This window comes from Sphingomonas sp. Sphisp66 (assembly GCF_047324325.1).
Lineage (GTDB): Bacteria > Pseudomonadota > Alphaproteobacteria > Sphingomonadales > Sphingomonadaceae > Sphingomonas.
In genome coordinates, this window is sequence record NZ_CP168508.1 from 284639 (window position 1) to 295892 (window position 11254).

Sequence of the window (11254 nt, forward strand, 5' to 3'; positions counted from 1 at the left end):
TAGGGTCAATTATACTCGCTCGTCGCGACCACGCTCCACACCAGCCAAGCCACCGCCGCCCAGATCGCGATGATGATCAGCACGCCCGGCCAGCTGACCGGGCGCTGCGTCTCGATCTCGGCGCGGGCGCGGTGCTCGGCGAAGAGGGCGGGCGGGATCAGCTTCTCGAACAGCCAGACCCCGAGCGGGATGACGATCGCGTCGTCGACGAGGCCCAGCACGGGGATGAAATCCGGGATCAGGTCGATCGGCGACAGCGCATAGGCGGCGACCAGCAGGCCGACCAGCTTGGCGACCAGCGGCGTGCGCGGATCGCGCACCGCGAACCAGACGGCATGCGCTTCGGTGCGGATGCGATGGGCGAGCGAGGGGCCGGGCATGCGCTTGGCGTGACGCGGGCGGGGCGATGGGTCAAGTCCAAGTCCATTCGTCATCCCGGCTTTCGCCGGGATGACGGAAGTAGGGGCGGGATGATGGTTATCGCGCGGGAAGGCGATGAGGCGGTCAGGAAGCCGTAGTCGTATCCACCACTGCGTGGCTGCCTTCCTCGTCGCCCTTGATCTTGCCGCCGAACAGCATCTTCACCATGCCGCCCAGCGACATGTCCGCTTCCCACAGCTCGGCGCTGTCGATGTCGAAGCGGAGCAGAGCGAGGTTGGGGTCGTCCTTGCCGCCCGGAAACCAGGCCTCGACATGGCGGTTCCACAGCTTGTCGATCTGGGCGAAGTCGTTGTCGACGCGGAGATCGCCGTCGAGGCAGGCGAAATAATCATGCCCCTTGGCGGCGAAATGCACCATCGCGCGGCCGCCGGGCGTCAGGCGGTTGTCCTTGCCGGCGAAGAAGAACAGCGTATCGACCTGGTCCGCGTCGAGCTGCGCGGTCAGCGGGATATGGTGCTGCTGGCTGTCGATCAGGCCGACCATCACGAACGGGCTGTCGGCCAGCTTCTTCCAGAGATGCTGCTTGAGTTCGGTGACGTCGGCCATGATGCTCTCCATATCGGGGTGTAGGGAGAGAACCGGCAGGAGGCGTCAGGCGTTCCCATAGGCCGCGGCGGCACCGATCAGCTCGAGATCGTTGCGGTTGACCAGCGCCACCGGCACTTCGGACAGCTGGCGGCGGAAGGCGGCCTTGCCCTCCATGCGGCGGCGGAAGGCCGGATCCATCAGGTGCGGATGGAGCGCGCGGCTGATCGCGCCGGTGAGGAACACGCCATCCCAGGCGCCGAAAGCCAGCGCGAGATCGCCGGCGAAGCTGCCGAGATGCTCGACGAACATGCGGACCACTGCCGCCGCGGTGGTGTCGCGCGCGGTGTGGCGAGTGACCTCCTCGGGCGATCCGGGCTTGGCGCCGCCCGACAGCGCCTCATAGGCAAGGCACAGGCCAGGCGCGCTGATCAGCGTCTCGACATCGAGCGGATGGCCGCGGGCGCGGCAGAATTCGGCGAACTTGCGCTCGTCTGCGGTCTGCGGAGCGAAGGCGACATGGCCGGCTTCGCTCTGCACGGGGATCAGCCGGTCGCCCGCGCTGATCAGCGCCGCGACGCCGAGCCCGGTGCCCGTGCCGATCACGACATAATTGCCGCCGGGCGCGACGGGGCGGATCGGCGGGCCGTGCAGCGCAGTGAAGGCGCTGGTCGGCAGGGTGGTGAGTGCCAGCGCGTTGGCCGCGCATTCGTTGAGCGCGCGCGGCGGGGCGCGCAGCACTGCCTCGACGCCGGAGAGCGAGATGTACCAGCGGCTGCCGGTGAGGTTGATCAGGTCGCCGCGCGCAGCGCCGGCCACCGCGAGCACGCTGGGCAGGCGCGCATCCTGCAGGCCGAGGCCGTTGAGATAGGTGACGAGCGCGCTGGTGAAGGTGGGATGCTCGCTGGTCGAGAAACGGCGGATGTCGCGTGGCGCCAGCCCTGCGTCTCCGCCGGTCAGCCCGAATCGCACCGATTGGCGGCCGATATCGGCCACCAAAGCCAAGCCTTCGCCCATGGGCGGCATCCCTCTCTTTGCCGGCTCCGCTTTGCGAAGTCCGAAAGCTGTTATCGCTAACACTGGTTACAGAAGCAATAAGGTTGCGATTGGCAGCGTTGTCAGGAGGGTAGGGCGAAGAGAAGGCCGGGCGCAAGCCGGTTTTGTTACAACGTGTGTTGCAGCGGATGAAGGCGGCGGGACCGTTCAGGAAGGTCCGGTGGCCAGCCAATTTGTGCCTGATCCTTGCGACCTTGATCCTCAAGGTCGTGGAGGTGGCGCGCTTCAAATAAGCATGACGGGAGGGGTTCGGCCCCCCCCCCGGGGCCCCGAACGATTTTGGCCCCCGCTGCTGGCACAGCCGAGGCCCATATCAACGGAGCTGGTCCAATGACACTTGCAAGACCTCCATGGCCCTGCAGGCGTCAATTTTCGATGAGGCCTTACAGCACCTCGAACAGGCCCGCCGCGCCCATGCCGCCGCCGATGCACATCGTGACGACGACATACTTCGCACCGCGGCGCTTGCCTTCGATCAGCGCGTGGCCGGTCATGCGGGCACCCGACATGCCGTACGGATGGCCGATCGAGATCGCGCCGCCATTGACGTTGAGCAGCTCGTTCGGAATGCCGAGCTGATCCTGGCAATAGAGCACCTGCACTGCGAAAGCCTCATTGAGCTCCCACAGGCCGATATCGTCCATCTTGAGGTTGTAGCGCTCGAGCAGCTTCGGGATCGCGAAGACCGGGCCGATGCCCATCTCGTCGGGCTTGGTGCCGGCAACGGCCATGCCGACATAGCGGCCGAGCGGCTGCAGGCCGCGCTTCTCGGCGAGCTTCTCTTCCATCAGCACCGAAGCCGACGAACCGTCCGACAGCTGCGAGGCGTTGCCTGCGGTGATCGTGCCGTTCGGCAGCACCGGGTTGAGCGCCTGCAGACCCTCGATCGTGGTGTCGGCGCGGTTGCCCTCGTCCTTGGCGAGGGTGATTTCCTTCTGGGAGACTTCCTTGGTCTCCTTGTTGACGACGTTCATCGTCGCGGTGACGGGCACGATCTCGTCGTCGAACTTGCCCGCGGCCTGGGCGGCGGCGGTGCGCTGCTGCGACTGGAGCGAATAGGCGTCCATCCGGTCACGGCCGATGCCGTAGCGGCTGGCGACGACTTCGGCGGTCTGCAGCATCGGCATGTAGATGTCGCCGTGCATCGCGAGCAGCTCGCGATCGGGCTCGACGCGCATCGCCGGGGTCTGGACGAGCGAGATCGACTCGAGGCCACCGCCGATGGCGATGTCCATATTGTCGACGATGATCTCCTTGGCGGCGGTGGCGATCGCCATCAGGCCCGAGGCACACTGACGATCGACCGACATGCCGGCGACCGAGACGGGCAGGCCGGCGCGCAGCAGCGCAGTGCGGGCGATGTTGCCGGCGGTGCTGCCCTGCTGGAGCGCGGCGCCGAACACGACGTCCTGCACTTCCGCCGGATCGATCCTGGCGCGCTCGACGGCGGCGCGGATCGCATGGGCGCCGAGCGTCGGCGCCGGCGTGGCATTGAACGCACCGCGATAGGCGCGACCGATGCCGGTGCGAGCGGTGGAGACGATGACTGCGGAGCGAGACATGGTGGTTCCTTCTCTTGGGATCTCAAACGTAGACGAGCGCGATCCACTCGGCGATCAAGGCGGGCTTCTCCTCGCCTTCGATCTCGAGGGTATATTCCTGGACCTGTTCCCAGACGCCGGGCTTGCGCTCGGTGAACTTGAGCAGCTTGAAGCGGCCGCGGACGCGCTTGCCCGAGCGTACCGGCTGCATGAAACGGACTTTGTTGCCGCCGTAATTGACGCCCATCTTCACGCCCTCGATGGCGGGGGCGTTCGAGCGGGCGGCGAGCATCGGCATCAGCGAGAGCGACAGAAATCCGTGCGCGATCGTGCCGCCGAACGGGGTCTGCGCCGCGCGGACGGGATCGACATGGATGAACTGGTGATCGCCGGTCGCCTCGGCAAAGGTGTCGATCATCATCTGGGTGACTTCCACCCAGTCGGACACCCGCTCGGTGCCGATGCTCTCGGCCATCTCCTGCACCGTGATCGTTTCCACCAGGGAATCCTCGCGCATTTGCTGCATTGCGGCCCATCTAGGGGCGCACCATGGCCTCCTGCAAGCCTCGGCCGACCGGAAATTTGAAATGGGCGGTGGACGTAACGTAAGCCATCGGAAAAGCTCCGGACCCAATATTCTAAAAGTCCCGAAGCGGGCCCGCGTCGTGGGTGCGACTCGCGCAAGTGCTTGACGCGGCGGCGATCCGGCGGCCCATTCGGAGCGGGGACGAATCGCATTTGCGCGAAGAGGGGGACAAGATGCGGAAATTGGTGGGAGCCGGTGCGGTGGCGCTGGCCGTGATGCTGGCGGCAACGCCGGCCGGGGCGGACGACGCGCCCAGGGCGCCCAAGGCCGAGGCGAACGCGACCGGGAGCAAGGCGGACAAGCTGCCGCCCAGCGCCGAGGCGTTCCTCAAGTCGCTGCACCCGCAGACCGGCGATATCCGCATTCCCGAAGCCAAGGCGGTGCTGCATCTTGGCGAGCGCTATTATTTCCTGCCGCCTGCCGAAGCCAAGCGCGTGCTGGTCGAGGCCTGGGGCAATCCGCCGAGCCAGGGCGACGGCGTGCTCGGCCTGGTGATCGAGCAGGGCAAGACCATCTTCGATTCGCCCTGGGCGGCGGTGATCACCTATGAGGACACCGGCCATGTCTCCGACTCCAAGGCGAAGGAGGAGGATTACGCATCGGTGCTCAAGTCGATGCAGGAGAGCCAGGAAGCGGCCAATCCCGAGCGGGAGAAGGCGGGCTATCCGGCGATGCACCTGGCCGGCTGGGCGCAGCCGCCCTCCTATGACGCGGCGAGCCATTCGCTGATCTGGGCGCGTGAGCTGCAGATCGCCGGGTCGAACACCAATGCGCTCAACTATGACGTGCGCCTGCTCGGCCGCACCGGCGTGCTGAGCCTCAACATGCTTTCCGAAATGCCGCTGCTCGGCGACGTGCGCACCGCGGCGCAGGCGTTCGGCCAGTCGGTGACGTTCGAGCAGGGCGCGACTTATGCCGACTTCAACGCATCGACCGACAAGGCGGCCGAATATGGCCTGGCCGGGCTGGTCGCCGGCGGTGTCGCGGTGGCGGCGGCGAAGAAGCTGGGCTTCCTCGCGATCATCCTGAAGTTCGGCAAGGTGATCCTGGTCGGCATCGCCGCTGCGGGCGCAGCCATGCTGGCCTTTTTCCGCAAGCTGTTCGGCCGCAACCGCGAGGAAGACGAGATCTAGACTCGGTCTCCATCGGGGGATGGGCGGGTGCTCATCCCCCGCTATTGGCGTGGAGAATGTTGCCGTCCGGATCCTTGAACCAGATGGCGCGGAAGTCGCCCTGGATATGGACCCCGTCCTCCACCCGATCGAAGCCGTCGGGGTATTCCTCCAGCCTGACGCCCTTGGCGCGCAGGTCCGCTGCGATCGCCTCAAGGTCGTCATGGACGTCGAACACCACCGCATTGGCCTGGTTGGTGCCGGCAAAGTCGCTGCGATAGACGTTGAGCAACGTCACGCCGGTGCGGATCAGGAAGACCTCGCCATGATCGGCGGCGAGCGGCAGGCCCAGCGTCTCGGTGTAGAAGGCCTTGGCGACGGCGACGTCGCGGCAGGGGATGATCGCGTGGCTGCTATGGTCCTTCAGCATGGCGGCTCCTTTCAGGCCTGATGCTCTGCCGGATAGGGCAGGATCAGCTTGCCGCTGGGATCTGCGGTGTAGCTGGTCTGGGTCGGGTAGGGGATCGAGATGCCCTCGGCGGCGAACTTGCGGAGGATGCCGAAGATGATCTTGTCGCGCACGATCTGGGCATGGGGAACGTCGTCCCCCTCGACGTCGAACTCGATCATGAAGTCGATCGAGCTGGCGCCGAAGCCCTCGGTGCTGGCACGCGACAGGGTGCCGCCGGCCGCCTCGACGATTTCCTTGAGCATCGCCGGCAGCGCCTCGAGCGTCTCGACCGGGGTCTCATAGGCGACGGAAACCGGCAGCTTGGTGCGCGTGTGGTGGCGCAGCGACAGGTTCTCGATCAACTTGTCGAGCAGCTGCTTGTTCGAGAAGATCAGCTCCTCACCGACGAACGAGCGGATGCGCGTGCTCATCAGGCCGATCGACTGGACGGTGCCGCTGTTCTTGTCGAAGCGGATCTTGTCGCCGACGCGGAAGGGGCGGTCGAACAGGATCGTCAGCGCGGCGAACAGGTTGGCGAAGATGCCCTGCGCGGCGAGACCGATGGCGATGCCGCCGACGCCGAGGCCGGCGATCAGGCCAGTGACGTTGACGCCCAGATTGCCGAGCACCATCACCGTGGCGATCGCGAACAGCACCACCGTGATCAGGATGCGGATGATGCCGAGTGCGCTGGCCAAGCCCGAGCCGTGGTAGTTGTCGGCGGTCGTCTTGTGCTCGATCGCGCCGAAGATCAGCTCGCGCAGCCAGATCGCGCATTGGAACACGGCCGAAATGGTGAAGAGGAACTCGACCGTGGCCTCCACCATCGGCGGCGGGCCGGCATAGCCGGTGACAAGCCGGATCGAGGTCATCAAGATGAAGAAGTTGCCGGTCTTGGCGACGGCGCGGCCGATGATCGAATACCAGTTGGCGACGCCCTCGCCGCGCCGGCACAGGCGCGCGCCCCAGCCCTTGATCGCCTGCAGCACGAAGAACACCGCGATGGCGACGCCGGCGGCGATCAGGATCTGGAGCCAGTGCGATTGCGCCCAGGCCCAGCTGTCATTTGCGAAGGTTTCGGCCTGAATCTGAAGATCCTCGCTCTGGGGGAAACCATTGGCGGTGCGATTGATAGTCATGCGGCCTTTCGGGGCTGTTGGTGCGCGGCAAGGCCTTCGAGGAAGGCGATCAGGCCGCGTTCGTAACGATTGAGCCAGCGCGTGGCACGCGGCAAGTGGCATGCTGCCCGCCATTCCGCCTGTGCCTCGCGATCCTTGGCGAGATCGACCAAGGCGGGATGGACGTAGGATTTGCGGGCGATGGCGGGCGTGTTGCCCAGCGCCTCCGTCACCGGCTCGAGCATCGCCTTGAGGCCGACATGCTCGTCTGCCCCGGCCAGCGCTCGGAAGGCGATGACGCTGGCGCCCCAGGTACGGAAATGCTTGGCGGTGAAGTCCTCGCTGGTGGCCTCACGGATATAGGCGTTGACGTCGGACGAAGTGACAGGGTGCGCCTCGCCGGCATCGTCGAGCCAGCGGAACAGATGCTGGCCGGGCAGGTCCTGGCACTTCCGGACGAAGCGGCTGAGCGATCCGTCGGTGATCGTCATCACCCTGAGCTTGCCGGACTTGGCGCGGAACTGGAGGCGGAGCGTCTGGCCCTTCACTACCGCATGGCGCTTGCGCAACGTGGTGGCGCCGAAGCTCTTGTTCGCCTGGACATATTGCTCGTTGCCGACGCGGATGCTGCCGAGATCGAGCAGGCGGACCACGGCGGCCACCGCCTTCTCCTTGCACAGGCCGCGCAGCTTCAGGTCGTGCTCGACCCGGGCACGGAGCTTGGCGAGATGCTCGCCGAAGCTGGCGCAGCGATCATATTTTGCCGCTTCTTGCGCTTCGCGGAAGCCGGCGTGGTAGCGATACTGCTTGCGGCCCTTCTCGTCATAGCCGGTCGCCTGGATATGGCCGCGCGGATCGGGACAGAACCAGGCGTCGTGATAGGCCGGCGGCAGGCCGATCGCGTTCAGCCGGTCGATCGCGTCGCGGTCCTTGATGCGCTCGCCCTCGGCATCCCAATAGCCCCAGCCATGGCGCACCTTGCGCCGCGTGATCCCGGGTTGCTGGTCGTCGACATAGACGATGTCGGTACTTGGCATGGGCCTCCTCGCTATGGCCCGGTCAATGCGCAGGCCATCGCTTCGTTCCGGAACCGGGCGGTGGGCGGCCGGTTCATCGGGAGCAACCGAGGAGCCTTGCCATGACCGATCTCTCCCATGTCCGCGTTCTGATGATGGCGACCAACGGCTTCGAGCAGGACGAGCTGATGCTGCCCCGCCAGGCGCTGATCGACGCCGGCGCGCAAGTGACGCTGGCGGCGCTCGATACCAGGCCGATCATCGGCGAGAAGGGGGGCGAGAAGGGCGAGAGCATCACGCCGGACACCACGGTCGACGAGGTCGATACCGACAATTACGACGCGCTGGTGCTGCCCGGCGGCGTGGCCAATCCCGACAAGCTGCGGATGAACGAGCGGGCGGTGGAGATCGTCGGCGAGTTCATGGACGACGAGAAGATCGTCGCGGCGATCTGCCATGCCCCCTGGCTGCTGGTCGAGGCCGATGTGGTCGAGGGGCGCGAGGTGACCGGCTGGCCCTCGGTGCGCACCGACCTGGCGAATGCCGGCGCCGAGGTGGTCGATCGCGAAGTGGTGGTCGACGAGAACCTCATCACCAGCCGCAAGCCGGACGACATCCCGGCGTTCAACCGCGCGGTGATCGAAGCGCTTCAGAAGGTGCCGGCGGAGGCCTGAAGGTTCCCCTTCCGCTTGCGGGAGGGGCTAGGGGAGGGGTTGTTCCTTCCCGATGCTAGGTTTCGACAACCCCTCCCCCGACCCAGTGCCGGGTGAACAGCGCCCCGCGCTGTTCAGGCCATGCCGGGGGCATGGCCGACCCGGCACTCGCAAGCGGAAGGGGAGTTTCAGGGTATTCACCCATTTCTGCGCCGGGCGCTCGACCAGATGGTAGAGCGCCACCGAGGCGAGCAGCACCAGCACCAGGAAGCCGATCACCAGCGGCCAGGGCACGGCGCTCGCGTCGCGGACAAAGGCCAGCTTGAAGGCGAACCACAGGAGATAGTGCGAGAGATAGGTCGCGTAGCTGATCTCGCCGAGATAATGGATCCAGCCCGCCTCCAGCGGGTTGCCGCGCCGGGCCGAGGTCAGCGCAAGCGCGAGCAGCAGCGCGGCGAACAGGGCGGGGGCGGCGAGGGTCTCGGGCAGGCCTGCAGCCCAGCCGATGGCGAAGGCGAGGGCGATCCCGCCGCTCATCAATGCAGGGAGGCGCCAGGCGTCACGCCAGCGCAGCCACAGCGCGGCGACGGCGGTGCCGGCGGTGAACTCCAACAGGCAGCGGATCAGGCCGAGGCGGGTGATCTCCTGCCCCAATGCCCAGGCGCCGCGGCTGGCGAAGATGCCGTGGAGCAGGGCGAGCAGCGAGGCAATGGCGGCGATCACGGCCCAGCTCGGCATGCGGCGCCAGTCGATGGCGAGGGCCAGCAGCGGGAATAGCAGATAGGCGGCAAGCTCGCAGGAAATCGACCAGGCCGGGTCGTTCCAGGTGAGGTGCGGGGTGAAGCCCCAATTCTGGAGCAGCAGGATGTGGAGCGGCAGCTCGTGCCAGGGGAACTGGCCGCTGCCCCGGCCGGTCAGCTCGAGCACGGCGGCGATCGCCACGCCGAAGCCGAGCATGACGAGATGGAGCGGCCAGACCCGGGCGACGCGGCGCTGGAGGAAGCCCGGTACCGCGGCGATCCCGCCGGTGCGGAGGCGCTCGCTCCACGTCATCCAGATGACGAAGCCCGAGAGCAGGAAGAAGAAGTCGACCGCCAGATAGCCCTTGGCGAGCAGGTGCGTCTCGGGATCGGGCAGGCCGAGCGCGAAGCGGATGTGGAAGAACACCACGAACCAGGCCGCGATCCCGCGCACGCTGGTCAGTGCCCTGAGCTCCGGCCCCCTCATGCCAGTGCCGGCCTGGCCCTGCGCAGCGGGCGCCAGGCGGATTCCTCGCGCTTGCGGGCCATATAGGTGTCGAGCCCGATCTGGGCGCCGATCAGCATGTAGACGAAGGGCTGGAAGGCGATGGCGATGAAGGTCGCGCCGAGCATGTAGACGATGTGCGCGGTCTGCAGCGCCGAGGCGAGGGGGGCGACCCATTCCTGGCCGGGCTCGGGCTTCCGATAGCGCTGGCGCAGCACTTCCATGCGGAAGATGCCGAGGATGTTGATGAGCAGCCACAGCGCGAGGCCGGGATAGCCCTGCTCGCCGAGCATCTCGAAATAGGCGCTGTGATAGGCGCGGGCGCTGTCGACCTCGAGGCTGCGGTCGATCTTCTGCTGGCCGGCGCCTTCGCCTTCGACCGCTACCTTCTCGTAGCGGATCTTGTTCTGGCGATAGGCCTCGAACCCGCCGCCCATCGGATGGGCCTTGGCGTAGTCCATCGTCCATTGCCACACGGCGAGGCGGGTGGAGGCCGAGGCGTCGGCCTTGTAGGTCTTGATCGTCCCCATCCGCTCGGTGAACGAACTGGGCAGGAAGGGCACGGCGGCGAGGCCGAGGCAGCCGAGCGCGGTGAGGTAGACGACCTTGCGCTTGGCATCGCGGATCATCAGCAGCGCGACCAGGCCGATGCAGAGCAGTCCGGTGCGCGTCGAGGTGCCGACCGGGATGAGCAGGCAGGCGAAGATCAACGCCAGGCAGAAGCACTTCACCTTCCAGTCGGGCGGGAAGATCGTGCCGAAGCGCATGAACCAGACGATCAGCGGGATGATCGCGATCGCCACGGTGGAGATGGTCGAGCCTTCGTAGAGGCCCGAATTGTTGGCGACCATCAGGTTGAGCTCGCCATAGCCGCCGCCCGAGCCGAGCGTCTTGATCCCGCCGACGATGATGATCGACGAGGCGGACAGGATCATGAAGAGCAGCAGGCTCTCGATGCGCAACTTGGTGCGCAGCGTCAGCGGCAGGAAGGCGGCGAAGGCGAGCGCCTTCCACACCCAGTCCCACTTGTCCAAGGCCTCGACTTTGAAGTCGGCGTTGAGCGTGGTGTAGAAGCAATAGCCGAGCAGGGCGACGATCATCAGCTGTCGCGGCGCGACGCGGACGTCCTTCTTGTCGTCCATCGCCAGCCAGCCGAGCACCGACAGGCCAACGGCGATCAGCGAGATCGGCACCGAGTTGAGCAGGAGGTAGGTCAGCCGCTGCGGCGAGACGATGTCGATATAGGCATAGACCAGCACGAAGATGAACGGCTTGCGGAAGCCCATCCCGAAAAAGGCCAGCAGGAAGGCGACGAAGACGAGATCACGCACCGGGCTTGCCCCATCGGCTGGGCTTGGCCTTGGAGGCTTGATCCTTGGGGCCGGGCTTGTGGTCGAGATCGGGGCGGCGCAGCAGCAGGAAGGCCGCGAGCAGCATCAGCCCGTGCGAGATCGCGAGCGATAGATTGTCGATCATGGGCCCGTTGCCGCTCCTGCTTGTGGGGACGGCA

The 11254-nt window shown here is 66.5% G+C and carries 13 protein-coding genes; 2 read left to right on the forward strand and 11 right to left on the reverse strand.

All coding sequences use genetic code 11. The annotated features are described in order from the left end of the window. Positions 1–5: 5 nt before the first annotated feature. The 5 genes from ACEN8G_RS01375 to ACEN8G_RS01395 all read right to left on the reverse strand — a co-directional run bounded on the left by ACEN8G_RS01375 (position 6) and on the right by ACEN8G_RS01395 (position 4089). The gene (locus tag ACEN8G_RS01375; RefSeq protein ID WP_413415308.1) at positions 6–380 is read right to left on the reverse strand and encodes a YkvA family protein; all 375 of its coding nucleotides are present in this window, start codon (positions 378–380) and stop codon (positions 6–8) included. A gap of 124 nt (positions 381–504) precedes the next feature. Further along, positions 505–987 carry a pyridoxamine 5'-phosphate oxidase family protein gene (locus ACEN8G_RS01380; RefSeq protein ID WP_413415309.1) on the reverse strand — a complete coding sequence of 161 codons (483 nt, stop codon included), beginning with the start codon at positions 985–987 and terminating at the stop codon, positions 505–507. Positions 988–1032: 45 nt separating this feature from the next. Then, positions 1033–1983, reverse strand: coding sequence for a glucokinase (locus tag ACEN8G_RS01385; RefSeq protein WP_413415310.1), 951 nt, complete (start codon positions 1981–1983; stop codon positions 1033–1035). Positions 1984–2405: 422 nt separating this feature from the next. Further along, on the reverse strand, positions 2406–3584 hold the full coding sequence (locus ACEN8G_RS01390; protein WP_413415311.1) for an acetyl-CoA C-acyltransferase: 1179 nt from the start codon (positions 3582–3584) through the stop codon (positions 2406–2408). Between the two features lie 22 nt (positions 3585–3606). Continuing rightward, positions 3607–4089, reverse strand: coding sequence for a MaoC family dehydratase (locus ACEN8G_RS01395; protein ID WP_413740718.1), 483 nt, complete (start codon positions 4087–4089; stop codon positions 3607–3609). Between the two features lie 233 nt (positions 4090–4322). Here ACEN8G_RS01395 and ACEN8G_RS01400 point away from each other — a divergent pair, with 233 nt between their 5' ends. After that, the gene (locus ACEN8G_RS01400) at positions 4323–5282 is read left to right on the forward strand and encodes a DUF2167 domain-containing protein (protein WP_413415312.1); all 960 of its coding nucleotides are present in this window, start codon (positions 4323–4325) and stop codon (positions 5280–5282) included. A gap of 31 nt (positions 5283–5313) precedes the next feature. Here the strand turns inward: ACEN8G_RS01400 and ACEN8G_RS01405 are convergent, their stop codons facing one another. The 3 genes from ACEN8G_RS01405 to ACEN8G_RS01415 are packed head-to-tail and all read right to left on the reverse strand — an operon-like array spanning position 5314 to position 7867. Continuing rightward, positions 5314–5691 (reverse strand): VOC family protein, encoded by a 378-nt coding sequence (locus ACEN8G_RS01405; protein ID WP_413415313.1) that lies wholly within the window; start codon positions 5689–5691, stop codon positions 5314–5316. A gap of 11 nt (positions 5692–5702) precedes the next feature. Next, a complete protein-coding gene (locus tag ACEN8G_RS01410) occupies positions 5703–6851 on the reverse strand; it encodes a mechanosensitive ion channel family protein (protein WP_413415314.1) in 1149 nt (382 codons plus the stop codon). After that, positions 6848–7867, reverse strand: coding sequence for a DNA topoisomerase IB (locus ACEN8G_RS01415; RefSeq protein WP_413415315.1), 1020 nt, complete (start codon positions 7865–7867; stop codon positions 6848–6850). The genes ACEN8G_RS01410 and ACEN8G_RS01415 overlap by 4 nt, the downstream gene beginning before the upstream one ends. A gap of 101 nt (positions 7868–7968) precedes the next feature. Here ACEN8G_RS01415 and ACEN8G_RS01420 point away from each other — a divergent pair, with 101 nt between their 5' ends. Then, positions 7969–8520 carry a type 1 glutamine amidotransferase domain-containing protein gene (locus ACEN8G_RS01420; RefSeq protein WP_413415316.1) on the forward strand — a complete coding sequence of 184 codons (552 nt, stop codon included), beginning with the start codon at positions 7969–7971 and terminating at the stop codon, positions 8518–8520. Positions 8521–8547: 27 nt separating this feature from the next. Here the strand turns inward: ACEN8G_RS01420 and ACEN8G_RS01425 are convergent, their stop codons facing one another. From ACEN8G_RS01425 to ACEN8G_RS01435, 3 genes are read right to left on the reverse strand one after another with little or no spacing between them, the layout of a single operon-like run. Continuing rightward, positions 8548–9726, reverse strand: coding sequence for an acyltransferase family protein (locus tag ACEN8G_RS01425; RefSeq protein WP_413415317.1), 1179 nt, complete (start codon positions 9724–9726; stop codon positions 8548–8550). Beyond that, positions 9723–11075, reverse strand: coding sequence for a putative O-glycosylation ligase, exosortase A system-associated (locus tag ACEN8G_RS01430; RefSeq protein ID WP_413415318.1), 1353 nt, complete (start codon positions 11073–11075; stop codon positions 9723–9725). The genes ACEN8G_RS01425 and ACEN8G_RS01430 overlap by 4 nt, the downstream gene beginning before the upstream one ends. Further along, positions 11068–11220 carry a hypothetical protein gene (locus tag ACEN8G_RS01435; RefSeq protein ID WP_413415319.1) on the reverse strand — a complete coding sequence of 51 codons (153 nt, stop codon included), beginning with the start codon at positions 11218–11220 and terminating at the stop codon, positions 11068–11070. The genes ACEN8G_RS01430 and ACEN8G_RS01435 overlap by 8 nt, the downstream gene beginning before the upstream one ends. Between the last annotated feature and the right edge of the window lie 34 nt (positions 11221–11254).